General features: G+C 60.2%; 23 protein-coding genes and 1 riboswitch. Of the genes, 15 read left to right on the plus strand and 8 right to left on the minus strand.

Annotation, left to right across the window (positions count from 1 at the left end):
• Positions 1–10 precede the first annotated feature (10 nt).
• The 6 genes from trbK-alt to AC2IR1_RS11225 are packed head-to-tail and all read left to right on the plus strand — an operon-like array spanning position 11 to position 4,725.
• Positions 11–298, plus strand: coding sequence for a putative entry exclusion protein TrbK-alt (gene trbK-alt / locus AC2IR1_RS11200; protein ID WP_486476341.1), 288 nt, complete (start codon positions 11–13; stop codon positions 296–298).
• 3 nt (positions 299–301) lie between these two features.
• On the plus strand, positions 302–1,654 hold the full coding sequence (gene trbL, locus AC2IR1_RS11205) for a P-type conjugative transfer protein TrbL (protein ID WP_486476342.1): 1,353 nt from the start codon (positions 302–304) through the stop codon (positions 1,652–1,654).
• Positions 1,651–2,340, plus strand: a complete 690-nt coding sequence (gene trbF / locus AC2IR1_RS11210; RefSeq protein ID WP_486476343.1) for a conjugal transfer protein TrbF — start codon at positions 1,651–1,653, stop codon at positions 2,338–2,340. The genes trbL and trbF overlap by 4 nt, the downstream gene beginning before the upstream one ends.
• A complete protein-coding gene (gene trbG, locus AC2IR1_RS11215; protein WP_486476344.1) occupies positions 2,337–3,365 on the plus strand; it encodes a P-type conjugative transfer protein TrbG in 1,029 nt (342 codons plus the stop codon). Before trbF ends, trbG begins: the two co-directional genes overlap by 4 nt.
• Complete coding sequence (locus AC2IR1_RS11220) at positions 3,362–4,483, plus strand: TraB/TrbI/VirB10 family type IV secretion system protein (protein WP_486476345.1); 1,122 nt, start codon at positions 3,362–3,364, stop codon at positions 4,481–4,483. Before trbG ends, AC2IR1_RS11220 begins: the two co-directional genes overlap by 4 nt.
• A gap of 2 nt (positions 4,484–4,485) precedes the next feature.
• A complete protein-coding gene (locus tag AC2IR1_RS11225; RefSeq protein ID WP_486476346.1) occupies positions 4,486–4,725 on the plus strand; it encodes a DUF2274 domain-containing protein in 240 nt (79 codons plus the stop codon).
• Here the strand turns inward: AC2IR1_RS11225 and AC2IR1_RS11230 are convergent.
• A complete protein-coding gene (locus AC2IR1_RS11230) occupies positions 4,658–5,638 on the minus strand; it encodes a LysR family transcriptional regulator (RefSeq protein WP_486476347.1) in 981 nt (326 codons plus the stop codon). The genes AC2IR1_RS11225 and AC2IR1_RS11230 overlap by 68 nt on opposite strands.
• A gap of 251 nt (positions 5,639–5,889) precedes the next feature.
• Positions 5,890–6,084: riboswitch (cobalamin riboswitch) on the minus strand.
• An 82-nt stretch (positions 6,085–6,166) separates the two neighbouring features.
• Between AC2IR1_RS11230 and AC2IR1_RS11235 the strand changes: the two genes are divergently transcribed.
• The gene (locus AC2IR1_RS11235; protein WP_486476408.1) at positions 6,167–6,424 is read left to right on the plus strand and encodes a hypothetical protein; all 258 of its coding nucleotides are present in this window, start codon (positions 6,167–6,169) and stop codon (positions 6,422–6,424) included.
• A gap of 310 nt (positions 6,425–6,734) precedes the next feature.
• On the opposite strand, the gene AC2IR1_RS11240 is transcribed toward AC2IR1_RS11235, so the two are convergent.
• From AC2IR1_RS11240 to AC2IR1_RS11260, 5 genes are read right to left on the minus strand one after another with little or no spacing between them, the layout of a single operon-like run.
• The gene (locus AC2IR1_RS11240; protein WP_486476348.1) at positions 6,735–7,940 is read right to left on the minus strand and encodes an NnrS family protein; all 1,206 of its coding nucleotides are present in this window, start codon (positions 7,938–7,940) and stop codon (positions 6,735–6,737) included.
• Positions 7,937–8,692: an ABC transporter ATP-binding protein gene (locus AC2IR1_RS11245; RefSeq protein WP_486476349.1), complete on the minus strand. Its 756-nt coding sequence runs from the start codon at positions 8,690–8,692 to the stop codon at positions 7,937–7,939. Before AC2IR1_RS11245 ends, AC2IR1_RS11240 begins: the two co-directional genes overlap by 4 nt.
• Positions 8,689–9,498: an ABC transporter permease gene (locus tag AC2IR1_RS11250; protein ID WP_486476350.1), complete on the minus strand. Its 810-nt coding sequence runs from the start codon at positions 9,496–9,498 to the stop codon at positions 8,689–8,691. Before AC2IR1_RS11250 ends, AC2IR1_RS11245 begins: the two co-directional genes overlap by 4 nt.
• Positions 9,495–10,514: an ABC transporter substrate-binding protein gene (locus tag AC2IR1_RS11255; RefSeq protein ID WP_486476351.1), complete on the minus strand. Its 1,020-nt coding sequence runs from the start codon at positions 10,512–10,514 to the stop codon at positions 9,495–9,497. Before AC2IR1_RS11255 ends, AC2IR1_RS11250 begins: the two co-directional genes overlap by 4 nt.
• Positions 10,515–10,569: 55 nt before the next feature.
• Positions 10,570–10,986 carry a hypothetical protein gene (locus AC2IR1_RS11260; RefSeq protein WP_486472060.1) on the minus strand — a complete coding sequence of 139 codons (417 nt, stop codon included), beginning with the start codon at positions 10,984–10,986 and terminating at the stop codon, positions 10,570–10,572.
• Between the two features lie 599 nt (positions 10,987–11,585).
• On the opposite strand from AC2IR1_RS11260, the gene AC2IR1_RS11265 reads away from it, so the two are divergent.
• Genes AC2IR1_RS11265 through AC2IR1_RS11300 form a run of 8 tightly spaced genes read left to right on the plus strand, consistent with a single transcriptional unit; the run spans position 11,586 to position 20,740 of the window.
• Positions 11,586–13,799, plus strand: coding sequence for a 4Fe-4S binding protein (locus AC2IR1_RS11265; protein ID WP_486472061.1), 2,214 nt, complete (start codon positions 11,586–11,588; stop codon positions 13,797–13,799).
• A 14-nt stretch (positions 13,800–13,813) separates the two neighbouring features.
• Complete coding sequence (gene nosZ / locus AC2IR1_RS11270; RefSeq protein WP_486472062.1) at positions 13,814–15,751, plus strand: TAT-dependent nitrous-oxide reductase; 1,938 nt, start codon at positions 13,814–13,816, stop codon at positions 15,749–15,751.
• Position 15,752: 1 nt separating this feature from the next.
• Positions 15,753–17,081 (plus strand): nitrous oxide reductase family maturation protein NosD, encoded by a 1,329-nt coding sequence (locus AC2IR1_RS11275; protein WP_486472063.1) that lies wholly within the window; start codon positions 15,753–15,755, stop codon positions 17,079–17,081.
• Positions 17,050–17,946 (plus strand): ABC transporter ATP-binding protein, encoded by an 897-nt coding sequence (locus AC2IR1_RS11280; protein ID WP_486472064.1) that lies wholly within the window; start codon positions 17,050–17,052, stop codon positions 17,944–17,946. The genes AC2IR1_RS11275 and AC2IR1_RS11280 overlap by 32 nt, the downstream gene beginning before the upstream one ends.
• Positions 17,946–18,773 carry an ABC transporter permease gene (locus AC2IR1_RS11285; RefSeq protein ID WP_486472065.1) on the plus strand — a complete coding sequence of 276 codons (828 nt, stop codon included), beginning with the start codon at positions 17,946–17,948 and terminating at the stop codon, positions 18,771–18,773. The genes AC2IR1_RS11280 and AC2IR1_RS11285 overlap by 1 nt, the downstream gene beginning before the upstream one ends.
• Entirely contained in the window at positions 18,770–19,360 is a 591-nt protein-coding gene (locus AC2IR1_RS11290; protein WP_486472066.1) for a nitrous oxide reductase accessory protein NosL, read from the plus strand. The genes AC2IR1_RS11285 and AC2IR1_RS11290 overlap by 4 nt, the downstream gene beginning before the upstream one ends.
• A gap of 3 nt (positions 19,361–19,363) precedes the next feature.
• The gene (locus tag AC2IR1_RS11295) at positions 19,364–20,290 is read left to right on the plus strand and encodes an FAD:protein FMN transferase (protein WP_486472067.1); all 927 of its coding nucleotides are present in this window, start codon (positions 19,364–19,366) and stop codon (positions 20,288–20,290) included.
• Between the two features lie 39 nt (positions 20,291–20,329).
• On the plus strand, positions 20,330–20,740 hold the full coding sequence (locus AC2IR1_RS11300) for a c-type cytochrome (RefSeq protein ID WP_486472068.1): 411 nt from the start codon (positions 20,330–20,332) through the stop codon (positions 20,738–20,740).
• A 79-nt stretch (positions 20,741–20,819) separates the two neighbouring features.
• Here the strand turns inward: AC2IR1_RS11300 and AC2IR1_RS11305 are convergent, their stop codons facing one another.
• Together AC2IR1_RS11305 and AC2IR1_RS11310 are read right to left on the minus strand one after the other, a co-directional pair.
• Positions 20,820–21,077 carry a hypothetical protein gene (locus AC2IR1_RS11305; protein WP_486472069.1) on the minus strand — a complete coding sequence of 86 codons (258 nt, stop codon included), beginning with the start codon at positions 21,075–21,077 and terminating at the stop codon, positions 20,820–20,822.
• On the minus strand, positions 21,074–21,667 hold the full coding sequence (locus AC2IR1_RS11310; RefSeq protein ID WP_486472070.1) for a hypothetical protein: 594 nt from the start codon (positions 21,665–21,667) through the stop codon (positions 21,074–21,076). The genes AC2IR1_RS11305 and AC2IR1_RS11310 overlap by 4 nt, the downstream gene beginning before the upstream one ends.
• Between the last annotated feature and the right edge of the window lie 71 nt (positions 21,668–21,738).

The raw sequence follows: 21,738 nt of genomic DNA on the forward strand, positions 1-21,738 counted from the left end.
AGGGGAGACGATGGAGGGGAAGATGCTGGCCCGGATCGCGGCCATCGTGTTCGTGGCGATCGCGATCACCGCCACGGTGATCGAGATGACACGCGAGGAAGCTCCCGTGCCGGCCAGCACCGCGCCCGCGCTCCAGCCGTCTGCCGATCCTCTCCGCGCGACGCTGCGCCGGTGCCAGCAGCTTGGCGAGGCCGCTTCCAGCGATGCCGATTGCCTCGCCGCCTGGGCCGAGAGCCGTGACCGGTTCCTCGGCCAGACGTCGGCTCCCGAAGCGCCACAGCGGTCGGGAGGCCAGTAAGCCATGGGTGGAACCGGCGTCATCGACAACTTTCTGGGCATCTTCACCAGCTATATCGACAGCGGGTTTGGGCTGCTCGGGGGTGAGGTGGCCTTCATAGCCACCACGCTGATCGTCATCGACGTGACGCTGGCGGCCCTGTTCTGGGCCTGGGGCGCCGACGACGACATCATTGCCCGGCTGGTGAAGAAGACGCTCTTTGTCGGGGTCTTCGCCTATATCATCTCCAACTGGAACAACCTCGCCCGGATCGTCTTTGAGAGCTTCGCGGGCCTCGGTCTGATGGCCTCGGGCACCGGGTTTTCCGCCGCAGATCTTCTGCGCCCCGGCCGCGTGGCCCAGACCGGGCTAGAGGCCGGACGACCGCTGCTCGAAAGCATCTCCGATCTGATGGGCTGGGTCGCGGTCTTCGAGAATCTCGTCCAGATTCTCTGCCTGTTCTTCGCCTGGGCGCTGGTGATCCTCGCCTTCTTCATCCTCGCGGTGCAGCTGTTCGTCACCCTGATCGAGTTCAAACTCACGACCCTCGCGGGATTCGTGCTGATCCCCTTCGGCCTCTTCGGCAAGACCGCCTTCATGGCCGAGCGCGTGCTGGGCAACGTCATCTCGTCCGGCATCAAGGTTCTGGTCCTCGCCGTGATCATCGGCATTGGCTCGACGCTCTTCGGCCAGTTCACCGCGGGTTTCGGGGGCGTGACGCCGACCATCGATGACGCCATGGCGATTGTTCTCGCCGCTCTGTCTTTGCTGGGCCTCGGTATCTTCGGCCCCGGCATCGCCTCAGGTCTGGTGTCCGGCGGTCCGCAACTCAGCGCGGGGGCGGCCATAGGCACCGGCCTTGCCGTTGGTGGCGCTGCGATCGGGGCCGGAGGTGCGACCATGCTCGCAGCGCGGGGGGCCGGGTCCGCGCTCTCCGGTGGCGCCGCCCTGGCACGCGGCGGCGCGGGCGCGGCGGGCGCTGCCTCGAGCGCCTACACGCTCGGCTCGATGGGCGGAGGTGGTCTCGCCGGCGGGATGGCTGGTGTGGCGCGCGCCGGGGCCGCTGCCGTGGCATCACCACTCAAGAAGGCCTCCTCTCGCGCGGCTGGCGAGATCCAGTCCAGCTACGCTGAGGGCGTCAAGCGCGGTGTTGCGGCGACGGGCGGAACCACCTCGATGGGCACGGTCGGCGGCGCGGCAACCGAGCTTGGCAGCTCCGGTCCGTCCACCTCCGATGGCCCGCCGGCCTGGGCGAAGCGCATGCGCCATAGCCAGGCCGTGAGCCATGGCGTGCGCGCTGCCGCTCATGCCGTCCGGTCGGGCGACAGCCATGGCTCGGGCTCCTCCGTCAATCTCTCCGAAAGGGATCGCTCATGAACCTCTTCAGGCGCTCCGCCACCCATTATGGCAAGACACCTCAGCCAGAGACGCCTTACCAGAAGGCCGCGCAGGTCTGGGATGAGCGTATCGGCTCCGCCCGCGTTCAGGCCCGCAACTGGCGCTACATGGCCTTCGGCAGCCTGATCCTCGCGGCGGGTTTTGCCGGCGCCCTGGTCTGGCAATCCGCGCGTGGCACCGTCGTGCCCTGGGTCGTTCAGGTCGACGCGCTCGGCGAGGCCCAGGCTGTCGCTCCGGCTTCCGCCGACTACGAGCCGACCGATCCGCAGATCGCCTTCCATCTTGGCCGTTTCATCGAACAGGTTCGTTCCATCCCCGCCGACCCGATCATCGTGCGGCAGAACTGGCTGCGCGCCTATGAGTTCACCACGGACCGTGGCGCGGCCGCTCTGAACGATTTCGCTCGTGCGAACGACCCGTTCACCCGCGTCGGCCGTCAGCAGATCGCCGTCGAGGTGTCCTCGGTCATCCGGGCCTCGCCGGGATCGTTCCGCGTCGCCTGGACCGAGCGGCACTACGAGAACGGTCAGCTTTCCGCGACCGAGCGCTGGACCGCGATCCTGACCGTCGTGATCCAGACCCCGCGCAGCGCCGAGCGCCTGCGCGCCAATCCCCTCGGAATCTATGTCAATGCGATCTCCTGGTCGCGGGAGATGAGCCAATGACTGAAACGCATGTTCGTGCAATCAGGTCTTCGAGCGTCAACAAGCCCAACTTGGTGGCCTTGCTGCTGTGCTCGTCCTTTCTGGCGGGGTGTGCCAGTAACCGGGTGCCGGAATTCAGCTACGACGAGTCCGTGCCGCCGCTGCCCACTCCGCCCGCCTCGGCTGCCGAGGAACGTCCTCGGCCCCTGCACACGCCGCCGGTCTGGACAGTGGCGCATGGCGGAGCGGCGGCTGGCACACCGTCAGGCCGTATTGAAAACGCCAATGCCGCCGCCCGGATCGAACCGCGCCGGGAAGGCTATTACAATGCGATCCAGATCTATCCCTGGTCGGAAGGAGCCCTCTATCAGGTCTATGCCGCGCCGGGTCAGATCACCAACATCGCATTGGAGCCGGGCGAACGTCTGACCGGCGCGGGCCCGATCGCCGCGGGAGATACCACGCGCTGGGTCATCGGCGACACGGAGAGCGGGTCCGGATCCACTGCCCGCGTCCACATCCTCGTCAAACCGACGCGGGACGACATCTCGACCAATCTGGTGATCAGCACTGACAGGCGGGTGTACACGATCGAGCTGCGTGCGCGCGAGGCGCTCTACATGCCCTCCGTCGCCTGGGCCTATCCGGCAGCGCCCCGTGGCGGTCGACAGGCTGTGGCAACCTCGCCGACCATTCCGGCGCCCTCTGCCCGCAATCATCGCTACGGCTTGCAGATCCAGGGGGAAAGCCCGCCCTGGCGTCCGGTCTCGGTCTTCGACGACGGCCGCCGCGTCTATGTCGTCTTCCCTGCTGGCATAGCCCAGGGCGAGATGCCGCCGCTCTTCGTGCTCGGCGCCGACGGAGAACCGCAGATCGTCAACAGCCGTATCCACCGGAACGTGCTGATCGTGGATCGCCTCTTCGGTGCGGCGGAGCTCCGGCTGGGAGCAGGAGACCGCCAGCAGGTGGTCCGGATCGTGCGCATGGAGGAACGCGAGGCGGATGCGCAAACGGAGGGTGATGCGCAAAGGGGAGGGGCGTCATGAGTGACACCGATCCTGCAGCGCCGATGCGTCTGCGCCCCGATCCGCCGCGCGTGACGAGGCTGTCGCGCAAGGTTCTGGCCGGTGTCGGGGCGGTCGCGCTGTTCGGCATTGGGGGCGCGCTGATCTATGCGCTTCAGACCCGTGAGGCAGGGCCGGGAGGTGGAGAACTCTATTCCATCGACAACCGACCGGCCGCGGACGGCCTGGAGGGGTTGCCGTCCGACTATACCGGACCGGTTCTGGGACCCGCACTGCCCGGTGACCTCGGGCGGCCGATCCTAGATGTACAGGAGCGGGGAGTGCCCGTGGGCCCTCCGCCGATTGCGGGCCCGACCGTCGATCCGGAAGCGGAGCGCCGCAGGGCAGAGGAGGACGCCGCGCGTCTGAGCGGTGTCTTCTTCCAGACGGCGTCTGGCAGGGCAACGACGGCCGGGGGCGGCGTGAACCTTCCGGGCCTGGGTGGCTCCGGGCAATCCGAGGGGAGCCGATATACGGCTTTCCTCAACGGTCCGGTGGACCGGCAGACCGTCGCGTCGGATCGCATTCAGCCGCCAGCCTCGCCGTACATCCTTCAGGCGGGAGCTGTGATTCCGGCCGCGCTCATCACCGGCATTCGCTCCGATCTCCCGGGCCAGATCACCGCGCAGGTCACCGAGAATGTCTATGACAGCCCGACCGGATCGCTGCTGCTGATCCCACAAGGAACCCGCATCATCGGCCAATACGATGACGGCGTGACGTTCGGCCAGCGACGGGTGCTGCTGGTCTGGAACCGCCTGATCCTTCCCGGCGGTCGATCCATTGTTCTCGAACGTCTGCCGGGGGCGGATGCGAGCGGCTATGCTGGCCTCGAAGATGGCGTGGACTATCACTGGTGGGATCTTATGCGCGCGGCCGGTCTGTCCACGCTGCTCGCGATCGGCGCGGACCTCGCCACCGATGACGAAGACCGTCTGGTCGAGGCGATCCGCGATGGCGCGGTGGACACGATCAACCAGGCCGGCCAGCAGATCGTCCAGCGTCAGTTGCAGGTCGCGCCGACACTGACCATCCGCCCGGGGTTCCCGGTCAGGATCATCGTCACCCGCGATCTGGTATTCGAACCGGCAGGAGATTGATCATGTCGAAACTAAAGCTTGGGCCGCTGCCCGATGACAAGCCGGTGAAGGTAACAGTGGAACTGCCGGCGAACCTGCATCGCGATCTGGTCGCCTATGCCGAGGTGCTGGGACGGGAGACAGGCCAACCTATCGCCGATCCTGTCCGGCTGATCGTTCCCATGCTCGAACGCTTCATGGCGACGGACCGCGGGTTTGCGAAGGCGAGGCGGTCGAAGTCAGTTCTTGGTCCCCCTGATTGATTGTGTCATTCGATTGAGCCTTCGCCTTGCCTTTGGCCATATTTAGTAGTCGCCTTAATGCCGGATTGTCATTCGCTGGGGACCAGACTGCAGAGAATGGTAGAATCTCATCCTTGATCGGCCGATAGACAATGCCTGGGAATTGCGCGACCGTCATTGCCTCACTGACGAGGGTTAGCCCCCGGTCAATTGCCACCAGTGGCAGTAGATTGTCCCGACCGACAGAATGTACATGAATAGCTGGATGAGATCCAAGGTCAGCCAATCTGCGCACCAAATGATCATGAATCTCTTGTCCCGGCGGAGCTTCACTCACGATGAATGCCTCCGTAGCCAACTGCTGCCATGTAAGTTCGGTCTGGGGAACTAACGCGTGATTATCCGGGAGAACGATGAAAATTCTCTCCGACCATAGATGGATCTGTTCGCAGCCCGACCACTCCTTGGAACCCGTAAGGAATGCAATATCGAGTTCGAACTGACGAATGGCTGCAACGTGATCATATGGGTTTCCATCAACGAGCTCGACGTCCACTCTGCTATGCCATCGACCATAGTTACTCAGCAATTCAGTGAGGAACCCGGAAGCAATCGACGAGTATAAGCCGATTCTTATGCGGCCTTGCTCTGAGCGTCCCATTGAAGAAACCTCAGCGGCTCCTTCTCCTAAACTACGGATTATTTGACGAGCGCGTGGGAGAAAACGGCCGCCGGCGTTGGTCAGTCGAACGCCGTAGCTATGCCGGTGGAAAAGCGATGCTCCCATGCGATCTTCTAGATCGCGTATGCATCGACTAATCGTCGATTGCTGTAGCCCGATGGCCAACGACGCCTTGCGGAAGCTCCCATGTTCAGCAGCAGCCAAGAAACAATGGAGATGGCGAAGCTCGACTAACTCGCACCGTTTACGCATGGCGCCAGTTCCTGTGCTGCCGTCGCGCTAAAGTCCCGGGCCGCAAACTGTGACACGCCAGAGTGCCTTGCCGCATATACAATCGGAGCCGAGCACTTTCAGCCGACCTCATTGTCCGCGCCAAGAAGGAAACTATGTGCAGGCGTAAAGGCAGCCATAGAAAACCAACTATATGCGATCGTTTCCCGAGCCTTGCGGCCGGGCTGTCAACTGTACAGCCCACATCTACCTCCTCCCGACACCCAACCGGCGCGGTCGCAATGATGTCGGCAGGTCTCCTGACTACCGGGTCAACGCGAAACTAACGTTCCCTGGAAAAAACCAGTTGCGTGATAGATCTTGCTCACCGTTTACAGTTGCGGGGGCAGTTTTGTTATGCGAGTTCGTGTCTCTAACTGCGAATTCCCTATTAGTTCCTTTCGGAAACCGACGTATTAGGAAGCTGACCATGGGGAAACGCTTCGGTCAAGTGATGCCAATAACGCAGGCGTTTTCCTGCTCGGTGCCGTTCGGGATCATTTCGAGACGCTGGGCAAAGCGTTCGACAAGGAAGACGTTGCACGTGCGGGCATTGACAAGCTCGGTGATCAAGTGAGTGCGCTGAATGCCGAGATCGCAAATTTTACGGATAAGGCGCTGATCCTGTTGCACAACAACGGCGCATTCAGTTCCTTTGGGCAGCAGTCTCGCTATAGGTTTGTCTTTAATGAACTGGGCGTGAACCCCGCCGGGGCGGTGGGTGAAACCGGCCTTCATGGTCAGCCTGTAACAAGTGAATTCATCTAGAAATCGAACGCCGATCTGATCTTTGCGATCGACCGCACCGCAGTGATGGAAGGCCGTCCGACTCTGACAATAGACCAGATCGCCAACCCGCTTCTTGAGGCCACAAAAGCATGGCAGGATGATCATGTGATCTTCGTCCATCCCGGGGCCTGGCGACAGTGACCGGGCCGAGCTTTTTGTCCATCATGATGGACGAGTTCAGCGCCGTTTATGACGATCCGGGCGCCTGCCCGAAAGCGCATTAAAGCGTCTGGAAAGTTTTGGGAGATACTCCAAAATACCTTGCTTTCTGTGAGGCAAAGCTGACGCCTTAGCAGCCTTCGTGCGAACCAAGCGTGTCGGGGTCTGTCACGATTGGCCAGTAGCGCCAGAGCCAAAGTCCAAAGCCCAGAGCCCAGAGCACAGAGGCGCTCAGATGGCCTGCCGTGGCGGAGATCACTCCGAGCTCGGGCAGGATGCGCAACAGGACCGAGATCAAAAGAAGGAGCATGGCGGCTTTGACCCGCCATCCGACCGGAAGCGTCAGCCCTGCGTGGAACAGGCCAGCGATGGAGAGCACCGCCAGAACGGCCATACCGATCCCGCCCATAAGCGCGAGATGCCATCCACCAGCAGGCATCACAGGCGCGCCGAGTGACGACGCCCCAAGCCAGATCAATCCAGCCCCCGCAAGCAGGGAGGGCAGGGTGAGCGCGATGAGTTCTGCGCGCAGCGCCTCGCGCCCGACAAAGCCTTCGCCTGCGCGGTCAAGAAACCCGGCCCCCGCCGCGATCATGAGCCAAGCGGTTACTGTCTCACTCAGGCCAAAGAGTTTGCCCAAAACGACAAGCGCCACAAGACCGGGTGCAAGGTTTTTTCGCCCCGGATGCGGGCGATAGGGCGAGGTTTCTTCGCTTGGGTCCAGCACGAGATTGGTCACAGGCACGGTGATCCGGGCCAGAGCAAGTCCGAGAATGCCCAAAAACACGAGGCCGCTGAATTTCATCGCTTCCCCCGCCAGATAGCTGTCGCCACGGATCATGAAAAAGCGGGTGATCGCCTCGGCCAGAAAGAACCCCGCAAGCCATGGCAGAAAGGGCAAGAGCCGGTCTGTGCGTTTGCGCCATGTGATCGCCATCGCGTAGAAAATCAGCCCGGCCATCCAGGCAAGATCGCAAAGGGCTGCCAAAGGTGTCAGCACATCAAGTCCAATGAGCCCGATCACACGCGCCATGCCCCAGACCGCAGCAAAACTCCAGAGGGCGCGGCCTTGGAGTTTGGGCGTGTCGGTCCATTCCGGAAAAGCTGTGGTCAAAAAACCGATCAGCGCGGCGCCAAAGGAGCCAACGATCATCTCATGCATATGCCAGACCGAAGAGGCGATCTCGGTCGCGCCGACCAGCAGATACCCCTGCACCGCGACCCAAAGAAACGGCCAGACGGCGGCATGTATCGCGGTCAGCGGAAAAAACAGGCGAAAGCCTTCGTCGCTGAGCACCGTTGTGAGAGGGGGCAGGGGCTGAGAGGTGTCTTTCATGCGATCCGCCTTTCATCGACGTCATGCACGTGGCGAAACAGCGCGTCTTCGTGTTGCCAGTGCTGGGTCAGATCGAACAACTCACGTTCACTGCGTGCGCCCGGTTGTCCTTCGATCTCGCGCAGACCCATAATGCCCTGACCCGTCGGGTGCATCACCGCGATGCGACTGGCGATGCGCGCGGCTTCGCTCAGGTCATGGGTCACGAAAAGCGCGCCAAACCGGCCCGATTGCGAGGCCTCGATGACAATGTCCTGCATCCGGCGTTTGAGAGCGGCATCAAGCGCGGTAAAGGGTTCGTCGAAATAGATGAAATCGGGATCAGCGACGAGCGCACGGGCAATGGCGATCCTTTGGCGCATGCCGCCGGAAAGCTCGACAGGGAATTTGGACAGGTCTTCGGACAGAAACCCGACGCGTTCTGCCGAAAGCGCCGCCATCTCGCGGGCGCGCCTTCGAGACTGACCGGACAGCCGTGCGGCATAGGCGACATTCTCAAGCGCCGTGGCCCAAGGCATCAGACGCGGGTCCTGAAACACCATGCCGTGACGCCGATAGGACCGGATCACGCGGCCCTCTTTCGGCTCTGTCAAGCCCGCTGCGACATGGGCCAAGGTAGACTTGCCACAGCCCGAGGGTCCGACCAGAGCCACCACCTCATGGGGGGCGATCTCAAGGTTGATCTTCGAGATCACCTCGCGCCCCAAAAACGCAAGAGAGATGCGGCGAAGTGTCAGCGCAGAAACAGTCATCGTTTGATCCCCCAGGGCCGCGCCGCCTCGCGCCAGCGTTCCACTTCCGCCCGGACCGGATGGACCAGCGCATATTCCACGGCGATCAGCCCGGCGACCGCGATGCCGATCCAGGCAAGCGCCTGAGTCACATCCATATACTGGCGCGCCTTGGCCAACTCGTTGCCGATCCCACCCACGGTAGAGAGCACTTCGATCATCACCGCCACCTTGACCGAGGAGGCCAGACCCAACAGCAACGCGGGGAACAAATGCGCCAGCATCTGACGAAACCCGACGCTCCAGAACCGGCGCAGGCGCGAGGCGCCAAACACCTCGGCCATGGCATCAAGTCCGCGATCACGCGTTGCGATACCTTCGGCCGTTCCCGCAAAGATCAATGGCACGACACCCACTAGAATGGTGACTATCACCATTCCGTCTGTTGCCCCGAACCAGATCAGCGCCAGAACCAGCCAGGCAATCGGCGGCACCCCCAAGATCACGGTCAAAATAGGCCGCGCGAGGCGCATGGTGGCCGGAGAATAGCCCGCAATCAGCCCGGCCAAGCCACCAACACAGGCCGAAAGCGCAAAGCCGATCAGCGCGCGACGCATGGTGGCGGCAAAAATCATCCAGTTCTCAGGTGTGCTCAGGATGTCCATGGCTGCGGTAAGGGTCGCCAGAGGCGCGGGCAGGATGAAATCGCCATAGGCCTCATGACCGGCCTGCCAAAGCGCAGCAAAAAGCGCGAGGGCGGCCAGACCAGACCAGCCGCCCCACATAAACCGCCCGGTGCGCCCGAGCCTGTCGAAAAGCGCCGTCATAGGCGATAAAATCCGTCATCGGGCAGCTTGCCGCCAATCGCGCGCGGCTCGACTTCGGCCACGGCTTTGTACATGGCTTCGAATTGCGGGCGCAGGCTTGCAGCACGATCTGCGGACAGGGCGGAATGCGGGATGGATTTTGCCAGCACGGGTGCGGGCATGCCGAGCGCATCTGCGGCGGCTTTCGCGGCCTCCATCGGATTGGCCATGACTTTAGGCAGGGTTGCCTCAATGGCGCTTTGAATGGCTTCGACCACGCCGGGGTTTGCCACGTCAAAATCCTTCATCACGGCAAGACCTGCCTGTGGTGCGACGGGGCCAAGGCCGGTGATTTTGCCCCATTCATCCTGAATGTTGATCGCGCGATAGACCTGTTGGCCCGCTTGCAACGCCCGCATTTCCGCCATGGTGGTGGCGGGTTCCGGCAACACGGCCGTTTCTGCGCGTCCCGAAAGCAAAAGCTGCACCGCTTCGATCGGCGTGGCGGCATTGACGATCTCCAGGCTGTCTTCAGGGACATCGGCGGCGGCCAGAACCCGGCGCAACAGGATGTCGGGTGTGTCGTTTCGGAAGGGGAAGGTGATCGAGCGGCCTTTGAGATCGGCAGGTGTCTTGATCGCCGGATCCTTGGTCATGATGTAATTGAGGCCAAGTGTCATGGCATTGACCATCTGGACCCCAAGGCCACGATTATAAAGGTTCGCGGCGGCATTTGAGGGCATGATCACGGTTTTCATCGTGCCCGACGTCAGGCCTGCGCGCAACTCGTCGGGGTCGCGCCAGGCTTTGAAAGAAACCTCTGTGGAGATGTCGGCAAATGCACCCAGAGCGACCGCATAGGCCAGCGTGATTGAGGGGCCCGCGGGTGGGCCGAAAAAGGTCAGCGTCTCAATCGGCGTTTGGGCGCGAAGGACTGCGGGCATGGAAAGCGCCGCCGCAGACAGGGCAGAGTTCAGCATAAAATGGCGACGATTGGGGCGGGCGCGCATATCAAAAGACTCCTCAAAGAGTTCCACAAGAGCGGGTTCCACACAGGTATATCTGATATTTTCTGTCAGAAATTGACAATCATCAATTGAATTCCCGGGAGCGCGACAATGTGAGCCGGATGATGCCTCCTGCAATCACGCAAAGTGCTGAGGGTATGAGATAGAGCCAGACCGCCCCGGGTATTGTGATGCTGGAAAGGGGGGCGAAGCCCTGCGCCGGACCGACCAGACCGTGCAGAAGCACCATTGCTGCAACGGTTGCGATCCACAACAGGCTGCGCCAAAGGGACTGCGTCAGCGCCACCGAGAGGATCATCGGGATAAGCCAGAGGATACCCCAGCCGGAAAATATCCCCAAAAGTCCGCTTGCGGTCATCAGAAAAGTTGCGCGCGGGTCAAAGGGCCAGAGCGCGCCACGCCATGTTGCGAGCATGGCTGCGAGGACGACGCAAAGGAACAGAGCGAAAAGATGGAGAGAAAGGCGTTTTGATTTCGACATGACGGGCTCCGGATCATTTTGAGGCTGAGGGTTTCAGGATTGAAATCTCTGCTGAAAAGAGCTTTGTCGGCCCATTCTGGCGTGAGGGAAGAAACATGTCTTCGAAAGTGGAATAAATATATTCATATTTTGCAATAGTTTGGAAGTATATTTCGATCAGAAGTCCTTGATGTAAGTCAAGGCCTCGGAGTTCAAATGGATGCACTCCTCCGAGCATGACACGTTTTGCGCCCCTTGTGATGACTGCGATTCTTGCGTTGAGCCTTATGGTTTCGGCAGGGATGTCGGGTTTTCTCAAAACTGCGCATGAGCTTACGCGTGTGGGACAAACAAGCATCGTCATCTGTGGTCAGAACGGGGCTGAAACTCTCACGCTGAATGCCGCAGGTGTCCCCGTTTCTCAAAAAGACACACAAGAATGCGCGCATTGCGCAGACTGTTCCCTCGTGCCGTTGGCCGCACTGTTCGCGCAGACCTTTAAGGGCCCGGCCGCGACACGAGGGAAACCCGTCCAGCTCACATTGACCACATTGCCGGAACGCAGCGAGCGCATCTGGCAACCGTCCCGTGGTCCTCCCAGCCAGAGCAAGGTTTGACACATGTCCTGTTTTCCCCATTCCTTTCCGATGTGCCTGAATAGGCTGATTTGTCTGTGTCTCGCACTGGTTTGCGCCGCCTTCGTGACCATCGGTAACGCTGCGGCCCAAACGGCCCAGCCCGTTCTCACCCGTTTTCTGCAAAGCGAATCCCCCGCCGATATCGTCGAGGGGGCCGATGCGTTTGGGGCGATGCGCAACGACATTGCGGTTGCGCCGATCCTGCAAGGCGACACGCAGCTTGGATGGGTGTTCATCACCTCAGATTTTGTCGGGACCACAGGGTATTCCGGTAAGCCGATCCACACGATGGTGGCAGTCGACAATGGGGCACGCGTTTTGGGTGTGAAACTCGTCAAACATGCAGAACCCATTGTGTTGATTGGTATTCCGGACACAAAAATCAAATCCATGGCCGCTGATTACAAGGGTGTGAATCTGGTCGAAGAGGCGGCCTCCGGTGGAGAGAGCCATGATCTCAACATCATCTCCGGGGCGACGGTAACGGTGATGGTGATTGATGACAGCATCATCCGCTCAGGTCTCAAAGTCGCCCGTGCTCTTGGGCTTGGCGGGCTGGAACAGGCCGAGGATACAGGGCCAAAATTTACCATCAATCCAGAGGCTAAAGCGCCGGAAAGCTGGATGGAGATGGAGGGCGACGGCACGGTGCGCCGCTTGTCTCTCGATGTGGGGCAGATCAATGCCGCCTTCGCCGATATGGGCGATCCGCGCGCCGCCAAGCGCGCCCTGACCGAGGCGCCGGAGACGGTGTTCATCGACATGCAAATGGCGCTGGTTTCTGTCCCCGGGATTGGCGAGGCTATTTTGGGAGATGCGGAAAACCGCAACCTTCAGAACTGGCTCGAAGAGGGGGAGCATGCCATCGCCGTGACCGGACGCGGGCTCTATTCCTTCAAGGGATCAGGCTATGTGCGCGGTGGCATTTTTGACCGGATCGTGCTCATTCAGGACGATGTGTCGGTACGGTTTCGCGACCGGGGGCATCGTCGGATGGGCGCCATCGCGGCCGCTGACGCGCCTGAATTTGGCGAACGTGATCTGTTTAAGATCCCCGCAGAGGTTGGCTTTGATCCGACCAAACCGTTCCGCATTCAGCTCTTGGTGCAGCGGGAAGTCGCCGCGATTGAAAAGGTCTTTACCACGTTCGATCTGGGCTATCAGTTGCCAGCGGCCTATCTGAGCGCCATCGCCGCCCCGGCACCGCAAGCGATTATCGAAGACACCAGCGAGGCTCAGGCGCAGGCGGCGCTCTGGCAACGTATCTGGAAAGATAAAACGCCACAAATCATCGTGTTGGGTGTCATGCTGGCGGTGCTGACGCTCGCGTTCTTTTTCCAGATGCAGATGACACGCTCGGCGCGGGTGACGTTCTGGTTTCGCATGAGCTTCCTCACGGTGACGCTCGTGTGCCTCGGCTGGATGTGGAACGCTCAGCTTTCCGTTGTAAACCTTATGGCGTTGTTCGGCGCGTTGATGACGGAATTCAGCTGGCAAGCCTTTTTGCTCGATCCGCTGACCTTCATCCTGTGGTTCTCAGTGGCGGCGGCGCTGTTGTTCTGGGGGCGTGGGGCCTATTGCGGCTGGCTATGCCCGTTCGGCGCCTTGCAAGAGTTGACGAACCAGATCGCACGACGCCTTGGCGTGCCGCAGATCACCCTGCCCTGGGGGCTTCATGAGCGGCTTTGGGCACTCAAATACATGATCTTTCTGGGGCTTTTCGCGGTGTCGCTCTATTCGATCGACCAGGCAGAGCATCTGGCTGAAGTGGAACCGTTCAAAACCGCCATTGTACTCAAATTCATGCGGGCCTGGCCTTTTGTGGCCTATGTCGCGGCGCTGTTGATTGCCGGGCTTTTTGTCGAACGGTTTTATTGCCGCTATCTCTGCCCGCTGGGTGCGGCTCTGGCGATCCCCGCCCGGCTGCGCATGTTCGACTGGCTGAAGCGCTACAAAGACTGCGGTAGCCCGTGTCAGACCTGTGCCCACCAATGCCCTGTGCAGGCCATTCATCCGACCGGAGAGATCAACCCGAACGAATGCGTCAACTGCATGCATTGTCAGGTGCTCTACCAATCCAAAGATTTTTGCCCCGTCGTCATCAAGCAACTGAAACGGCGCGCAAAAGTAAGTTCACCCGATTTGTCGGCGCTCAAAACCGCCGGGATCGAAAACCATCCTAACATCCGCACTTAGGGAAAGGAAAAACCATGTCTGAGATGAAGAAAAAAGGACTGAGCCGGCGCGGCTTTATGGGCGCAACGGCGACAGGGGCCGCATTTATTGGGGGGGCAGGCGGACGACTTGGCCTGTTGGGGGGCACTGCGGCTTTGACGGCTGCGGGTGCAGGATCGGCTATGGCGCAATCGGGCCATGGCGCGGCCATTCCCGGCCCGGGCGAGCTTGATGAATATTACGGGTTCTGGTCCTCGGGTCAGACCGGTGAAATGCGCATTCTCGGCATCCCTTCGATGCGCGAATTCATGCGGGTGCCGGTCTTTAACCGCTGCTCGGCCACGGGCTGGGGCTCGACCAATGAAAGCCTCAAGGTGCTGACCGAAAACATGTTGCCGGAGACCAAGGCCTATTTGGAGGCGCAGGGCAAAAAGGTGCATGATAACGGCGATTTGCATCACATTCACATGTCCTTCACCGAAGGCAAATACGATGGCCGTTTTCTGTTCATGAACGACAAGGCCAACACCCGCGTAGCCCGTATCCGGTGTGATGTTATGAAATGCGACAAGATCCTCGAAATTCCGAACGCCAAGGCGATCCACGGTCTGCGTCCACAAAAATGGCCGCGCACCAACTATGTCTTTGCCAATGGCGAGGACGAAACGCCGATGGTCAATGACGGTTCGGTGCTCGATGAACCGGAAAAATACGTCAACTTCTTCACCGCTGTCGATGCCGATGAAATGCAGGTTGCCTGGCAGGTGATCGTGTCCGGCAACCTCGACAACTGTGATGCGGATTATGAGGGCAAATATGCCTTCTCGACCTCCTATAACTCGGAAATGGGCATGACGCTGGCCGAAATGATGGAAGCCGAGATGGATCATGTCGTTGTCTTCAACATCGAAGAGATCGAAAAGGGTCTTGCTGCTGGCGACTACACCGAGATGAACGGCGTGAAGGTCATTGACGGGCGCAAGGGGCAGAACAAGAACTACACCCGCTACATTCCGATCCCCAACAGCCCGCACGGCTGCAACATGGCACCGGACAAAATCCATCTTTGTATCAACGGCAAGCTGTCGCCAACGGTGTCGGTGATCGACGTGCGCAAACTCGATGCCGTGTTCTATGACAACGCCGAACCGCGCTCTGTCGTTGTGGCGGAACCTGAACTGGGTCTTGGGCCTCTTCACACTTGTTTCGACGGTAAGGGCAATGCCCTGACCACGCTGTTTTTGGACAGCCAGGTGGTAATGTGGAACATCGACAAGGCGGTGCGGGCCTATAATGGCGAGGATGTCGATCCGATCCTGACCAAGAAGGACGTGCATTATCAGCCTGGCCACAACTCGACCTCCATGGGCGAAACCCTTGAGGCGGATGGCAAATGGTATATTTCGATGAATAAATTCTCGAAAGACCGCTTCCTCAACGTCGGCCCGCTCAAGCCTGAAAACGAACAGCTGTTCTCCATCAACGGCGAAGAGTTGGAACTGGTGCATGACGGTCCGACGTTTGCTGAACCGCATGACAGCATCATCGTGCACCGCTCCGTGGTGAACCCGGTGTCTGTCTGGGATCGCGAGGATCGGTTCTTTGCCGATGCCCGCAACCAAGGCATCGCGGATGGGGTCGATATGGATGACTGGCATGCCGAGGTCATCCGTGACGGCAACAAGGTCCGGGTCTATATGTCCGCGCAGGCCCCTGAATTCGCGATGGAGAAATTCACCGTCAAACAAGGCGATGAGGTCACTGTCTATGTCACAAACCTTGATGACATCGACGACCTGACCCACGGGTTCACCCTCAACAACCATGGGGTCGCTATGGAAGTGGCGCCGCAGGCGACGGCCTCGGCCACCTTCATTGCCGCGAAACCCGGCGTCTATTGGTATTATTGCCAATGGTTCTGCCATGCGCTGCACATGGAAATGCGTGGCCGTATGTTGGTGGAGCCTGCATAACATGCACAGGTTTGTCCTTTCCCTACTGATTGTTTTGATGCTCGGTACACCGCTTTGCGCCGAGCGGATCATAGTCATGCCGGGAGAGGACGCCCTGTCCCTCGCCGTGTCACAGGCTTCGGCGGGGGATGATCTCATACTGAGTGCCGGGCGCTATGCCGGTCCGATCCGTATTGATAAGGCGATGACGCTGAGTGGCGAATCTGGCGCCGTGGTGGATGCGGGCGAAACAGGATCCGTGATTACTGTCGATGCGCCGGATGTCACGATTATGCATCTGACGATCACCGGCTCGGGACGGTCGCATAGTGATATGGATGCAGGTGTCAAACTGACCCGCAAGGCCACCAATGCGCTGATTTTGGACAATGACATCCGCGATAACCTTGTCGGGGTCGATATCCATGGCGCGCGCGACGCGCGGGTGGTGGGCAACAGAATCCTTGGGTTGCGACTTGCGCGGATGAACGACCGGGGCAATGGTGTTTATGTCTGGAATGCGCCGGGCTCTGTGGTCGAGAATAATGAAATCCGCTACGGGCGGGATGGGATTTTCTCCAATACTTCGAAACGCAACACCTATCGCGGCAATCTGATGCGCGATCTGCGTTTTGCGGTGCATTACATGTATACCAACGACAGCACGATCGAGGGGAATATCTCCATCGGCAATCACCTTGGGTTTGCGATGATGTATTCTGACCGGATTGTGGCGCGGGACAATATCTCGATCAAGGACCGCGATCACGGGATCATGCTCAACTACACCAACCAATCGGATATCTTTGCCAATCTGGTGAGGGGCGGCACCGAAAAATGCACGTTCATCTACAATTCGCATCGCAATCTGCTGGCCGAGAATGTCTTTGACGGTTGCGAGATCGGCGTGCATTTCACGGCTGGATCAGAGCGCAACACGATCACTGGAAATGCCTTTATCGGCAATCGGACACAGGTGAAATACGTCGGCACCCGAGATGTCGAATGGTCCTATGAAGGGCGTGGCAACTTCTGGTCAGATCATGTCGCCTTCGATCTCGATGGCGATGCCCGCGCCGATAGTGCCTATCGCCCGAATGACCTGATGGACCATATTCTTTGGTCGCAGCCGGCAGCGAAACTGTTGCTTGGCACGCCTGCCGTGCAACTCGTGCGCTGGTCACAGGAACAATTTCCCGCCACTCAGGTGGGCGGTGTTGTGGATAGTCACCCTTTGACGCAAGCTCCAGTTCCCGATGTGCCAGCCCCCTATGAAACCCTCGCCCAAGCGACGCCGCTCTGGGCTAAAGGAGGTCGCGATGACGATTTTGACCCTCTCGCATCTCACTAAACGCTATGACAAATCGGCCAGCGCCGCCCTGAGCGATGTGTCCATGAGCCTCGCCGCGGGCGAACGTGTAGCGCTTTTGGGTCATAATGGGGCGGGCAAATCGACGCTGATGAAATGCGTGCTCGGTCTTATTCCCGCAAGCTCAGGTGCGATCGGTATCGCCGGACATGCGCCTGGCTCTGCCGTGGCACGGGCTTTGGTGTCCTACCTGCCGGAAAGCGCAGCCTTTCACCCGGCACTCACCGGGCGTGAACAGATCGGCCATTACCTGCGCCTGCGCGGTCGGCGGGCGCAAGAGGCGGAGACGCTTTTGGACCGTGTTGGTCTGTTGGAGGCGGCGGGACGCCGCATTGGCACCTATTCCAAAGGCATGCGCCAGCGGGTCGGCCTTGCTCAGGCGCTGATCGGAACGCCGCGTCTCATGGTGCTCGATGAGCCAACCTCTGGTCTCGATCCGATTTCGCGGCGCGAATTCTATGATATTCTCGATGAACTGGCCGGGCAGGGCACAGCGATCCTGTTATCCTCGCATGCGCTCTCCGAGGTGGAGGCCCGGACCGACAGAATTGTCATCTTGTCAAAAGGGCATCAGGTGGCGGAGGGCAGCTTGACAGAGCTTCGGCGCGGGGTGGCGCTTCCGCTCACGGTGTCGATGGTTCCACAGCCCGGTCAAGAGGCAGCGCTTGCCTCCGCTTTCCCCGAGGCCCGTCTGCGACATGGCACGCTGTCTTTCACCTGCAACGCCGGGGAGAAATCGATGGTCCTCGCACGGCTTGCCGCCAACGGCGCGTGGGTCGCGGATTTCGATATTCAGCCGCCCTCTCTCGATGACATCTATGCTCATATCAGCCGGAGGGCCGCGTGATGTTTGGTCGTATCCTCAGCACTGCACGCATCGAATTTTCTATCGCCCTGCGCAACCGCTGGGTGGCGGTCGGGGTGGTGCTCATGGTGCTGTTTTCTCTCGTTCTGTCGCTTGCGGGTGCCGGAAGTTCCGGGGCGCTTGCCGCCGATCCTTTGTCGATCACCGTGGCGAGCCTGACCTCTCTTTCGGTTTATCTCGTGCCACTCATCGCGCTTTTGATCTCATTTGATGCCATCGCCGGAGAGGTCGAACGCGGCACCCTACCGCTCTTTCTGACCTATCCCTTGAGCCGTTCAGAGATGCTTTTGGGCAAACTCGCCGCGCAACTGGGCGTGGTCGCCATAGCGGTGCTCTCCGGCTATAGCATCGCGGCGGCCTATGCGTTTGCCACGTCCGGAGCCGAGGCTATAGCCGGGCTGACAGCTTTGTGGCGGCTGATCTGGACCTCTGTGCTGTTGGGCGCGGCGTTTCTGTCGCTCGGGCATATGATGTCGGCGCTGGCACGGCGTCCGTCAGGAGCGGCAGCGTTGGTGATCGGGCTTTGGCTCATTGCCATCGTGCTCTACGATCTGGGTCTTTTGGCCGCCATTGTTGCCGATGATGGTGGCGTGTTCACAACCGATATTTTCCCCTGGGCGCTCGTGCTCAATCCCGCGGATGCGTTTCGTATTTACAATCTCGCGGCTTCCGATGCGGTTAGCGCCGTCTCTGGGCTGGCGGGGGCCGCGTCAAGTATCGCGATCTGGAAACCTCTCGCGTCGCTTTTGCTCTGGCCGGTTCTGGCCGCAGGTGCGGCGAGGTTTGTCTTTGGAAGGGTTATCCCATGAAAAACAAGACGAAAATCAAAATGTCCTGGTGCGTGCCGCTTTGTGTTGCCGTCTTTGCCTCCATGTCACTTGGCGGCTGCAAGGGAGATCGTATCGCGGGCCCTGCGCCAGTCGAGATGACGCCGGAAGCCGTGGGGTTTTATTGTCAGATGAACCTGCTTGAACATGACGGGCCGAAAGCACAAGTTCATCTTGAGGGAATGCCCGCCCCGCTGTTCTTCAGTCAGGTGCGCGATGCGATTGCCTATCTGAATATGCCAGAACAAAGTCACGCGGTCGTCGCCACTTATGTGCAGGATATGAGCGGTGCGCGTTGGGAAGCTCCGGGGGCGTGGGTCGAGGTCAGCACCCCGGTCTACGTCATTGGATCCGATGCACGTGGCGGAATGGAAGCGCCTGAGTTCGTGCCTTTCACAGACACCGTCGCCGCAGAAGCCTTCGTGCGGGAACATGGCGGACGGATCGAAGCCTTTGACGGGATCACCGCCGAAGACGCCCTCACCAATGCGCCGGGCGAGACCGGAGACGAGCAGGTTTCTGACATCGGCGCGCGGCTTGACGCGCTGTCGTCACAGAAAGGACTTTAAATCATGCAAAAGACACGGCAGATCACCCGCAGACGTTTCCTGACCATCGCGGCGGCATCCTGTCTGGGTGCTACAGGCGGGCTTTCGATGTCCACGGCACATGCTGCGCATTGGCGTGGCGTGGCGCTGGGCGCAGATGCTCAGATCATTCTCGACCACCCTGAGGCGACGCGCCTGATCGAGATGGCCCGCGCAGAAATTCGTCGTCTCGAAGCGGTGTTCAGCCTCTATGATCGAGGGTCTGAATTGTCTCGCCTCAATCGGGAGGGGCATTTGCAGGCTCCGGCCTTTGAGTTGCTTGAGTGCCTGGCCCTGTGCCGCCAGGTGCAGCGTGTCACCGAAGGGCGTTTCGACCCGACGGTGCAGCCGCTTTGGCAGGTCTTTGCCGAGGCCGCTGCACAGGGGCATGAACCGGCTCAAGACCGGATTGAGAGGGCGCGTGCGGTGATCGGTTTCCATCGGGTGAGCTTCGATGTAGGCGCTGTGCGCCTCGGGCCGGGACAAAGGCTGACGTTGAACGGCATTGCGCAGGGCTATGTTGCGGACCGGGTTGCAGCCCTTTTGAGCCGCGAAGGGATCGAAGATGTGCTGATCGACACGGGCGAGATCGTGGCGCTTGGCTCCGCACCCCAGAGTGATGGTTGGCCCGTGACGATTGCAGGGGAGCACGAGCAGCAACACCTGCGGAACCGGGCCCTGGCGACATCGGCGTGGCAGGGGACGGAAATTCGGGATGGAGAAGGTCATATCCTCGACCCGCGCCATGGTGGTTTGAGGCAGGGCGGCTTGATGCAGGTCTCGGTCAGCGCCACCTCGGCGGCAATGGCTGACGGGCTTTCGACGGGTTTGATCCTGACGAAGTCCCACGCCGAGGCGGAGCAGCTCTTGAGGAATGTCAAGGAAGCGGGTCTTGAGAGCGTTATGATCTGAACCAAGCGAAATTAAGCCAAATGAAATGGAGACACGTTCATGCGATACCTGAGTGCTGCACTTGTCGCTCTGCCGCTGATGACCACTTTTGCCTATGCTGGTGATCCCGCGATCGGCGAAAGTGATTTCAAGAAATGCAAAGCCTGCCATGCCATCACTGCCGAGGACGGGACGGCTATTCAGAAAGGCGGGAAGACTGGTCCTGATCTGTACGGCATTATTGGCAGACCTGCTGGCAGCTATGAAGGCTTTCGCTACGGCGACGGGCTTGCTGCGGCGGGAGAGGCCGGACTTGTCTGGGATGAGGAGAGCATTGCGACCTACATTCAAGACCCGAAGGCATTCCTGGCTGATGTGACAGGTGATGCTGGTGCCAAGACGAAAATGACTTACAAACACCGCAAGGGGGCTGAGGATATGGCGGCCTATCTGGCTTCGGTCAGCGGGTGAAGTTTTTCGAAGCCGGACAAGTTTTGAAAACGGATAAACTGGGGCGCTTTGGGGCGCCCTTGCTTTGTTGTGAAACGCTTTAGCTGTCGTCCGCCTCATCCAGCAGCTGTTCGACCCAACGCGCAAAGCCCCATGTCGCGGGCAAGCCCAGTGGTAGCGACAGCAAAAGCGCCCAGACCGGGGGCAGGGCTGTCAGGCCGAGGGCCTGAAACATCAGCGAAAGCATGAACAGGTTAATCGCCACGGCGGCGGCTGCGAAGGGGTAGAGCACCAGGGCGATTTTACGCCGAGACCAGCGGGCGTGAGGAAAGAGATCTTGTGAAGGGGGGCGGGTCATGGGACGTCTCCTATCAGACAGGGGCCGATTTCGCGTTTGGCAATCAGATGAACCCGGACACAGCTTTGATCTGCGCGCAGCCCCTCGATGGCGTAGCGGTCCTCTGGATCGGGCCGTAGCGCAACAAGCGGAGCGGTCAGGTCGATCCGCATCCGGGCAAAGCGCTCAGCCTCGGAGACAAGGCTCTCTTCCATTCCGGCGATATAGGAATGCACAAAACCCTGATGAAAGGGACCGGCATCGGGATCCAGCGCGATGAACCACAGCTCGGGGGCATCTTCCAGCGCCAGCACGAACCCAAAAGGATCACCATGTGCCAGAATGGCTGCACTCTGAGATGTGTGGCCATCACGGGCAATGAGGGAACGACGATGGAATGCCGCCACTTCGTCCTGAGCGAATATGACCAGTGTGCCGTGGTCGACGCCAGCACGCCATTGCCCATCGGTGCTCTGTGTCTCGGCCCTGGAGGGCAATGGTGCATGAGCGACCAGAATTGTGGCACACATCAATAACCCGGATTTGAGACCTGACACTTTCATAGTCGTAGAGTGCCGGTGCGAGATGCCTTGCGCATTGATAAAAGTCACTTGGGTCTGCGTTATCCGAGAAGCGGTCAAACATAAGGCCAGCCGCGATGGGGGATCGCGACTGGCTTTGA

This window comes from Pseudooceanicola sp. NS-SX8 (genome assembly GCF_057380755.1).

Excerpts from the sequence above, each read along its gene's own strand:
- AC2IR1_RS11295 (WP_486472067.1), top strand. The coding sequence starts at position 19,364 with ATGCAAAAGACACGGCAGATCACCCGCAGACGTTTCCTGACCATCGCG.
- AC2IR1_RS11290 (WP_486472066.1), top strand. The coding sequence starts at position 18,770 with ATGAAAAACAAGACGAAAATCAAAATGTCCTGGTGCGTGCCGCTTTGT.
- AC2IR1_RS11250 (WP_486476350.1), bottom strand. The coding sequence starts at position 9,498 with ATGACGGCGCTTTTCGACAGGCTCGGGCGCACCGGGCGGTTTATGTGG.
- AC2IR1_RS11285 (WP_486472065.1), top strand. The coding sequence starts at position 17,946 with ATGTTTGGTCGTATCCTCAGCACTGCACGCATCGAATTTTCTATCGCC.
- nosZ (WP_486472062.1), top strand. The coding sequence starts at position 13,814 with ATGTCTGAGATGAAGAAAAAAGGACTGAGCCGGCGCGGCTTTATGGGC.
- trbF (WP_486476343.1), top strand. The coding sequence starts at position 1,651 with ATGAACCTCTTCAGGCGCTCCGCCACCCATTATGGCAAGACACCTCAG.
- AC2IR1_RS11260 (WP_486472060.1), bottom strand. The coding sequence starts at position 10,986 with ATGTCGAAATCAAAACGCCTTTCTCTCCATCTTTTCGCTCTGTTCCTT.
- AC2IR1_RS11240 (WP_486476348.1), bottom strand. The coding sequence starts at position 7,940 with ATGAAAGACACCTCTCAGCCCCTGCCCCCTCTCACAACGGTGCTCAGC.
- AC2IR1_RS11275 (WP_486472063.1), top strand. The coding sequence starts at position 15,753 with ATGCACAGGTTTGTCCTTTCCCTACTGATTGTTTTGATGCTCGGTACA.
- AC2IR1_RS11305 (WP_486472069.1), bottom strand. The coding sequence starts at position 21,077 with ATGACCCGCCCCCCTTCACAAGATCTCTTTCCTCACGCCCGCTGGTCT.
- AC2IR1_RS11265 (WP_486472061.1), top strand. The coding sequence starts at position 11,586 with ATGTCCTGTTTTCCCCATTCCTTTCCGATGTGCCTGAATAGGCTGATT.
- AC2IR1_RS11280 (WP_486472064.1), top strand. The coding sequence starts at position 17,050 with ATGACGATTTTGACCCTCTCGCATCTCACTAAACGCTATGACAAATCG.
- AC2IR1_RS11300 (WP_486472068.1), top strand. The coding sequence starts at position 20,330 with ATGCGATACCTGAGTGCTGCACTTGTCGCTCTGCCGCTGATGACCACT.
- trbK-alt (WP_486476341.1), top strand. The coding sequence starts at position 11 with ATGGAGGGGAAGATGCTGGCCCGGATCGCGGCCATCGTGTTCGTGGCG.
- trbL (WP_486476342.1), top strand. The coding sequence starts at position 302 with ATGGGTGGAACCGGCGTCATCGACAACTTTCTGGGCATCTTCACCAGC.
- AC2IR1_RS11225 (WP_486476346.1), top strand. The coding sequence starts at position 4,486 with ATGTCGAAACTAAAGCTTGGGCCGCTGCCCGATGACAAGCCGGTGAAG.
- AC2IR1_RS11230 (WP_486476347.1), bottom strand. The coding sequence starts at position 5,638 with ATGCGTAAACGGTGCGAGTTAGTCGAGCTTCGCCATCTCCATTGTTTC.
- AC2IR1_RS11220 (WP_486476345.1), top strand. The coding sequence starts at position 3,362 with ATGAGTGACACCGATCCTGCAGCGCCGATGCGTCTGCGCCCCGATCCG.
- trbG (WP_486476344.1), top strand. The coding sequence starts at position 2,337 with ATGACTGAAACGCATGTTCGTGCAATCAGGTCTTCGAGCGTCAACAAG.
- AC2IR1_RS11245 (WP_486476349.1), bottom strand. The coding sequence starts at position 8,692 with ATGACTGTTTCTGCGCTGACACTTCGCCGCATCTCTCTTGCGTTTTTG.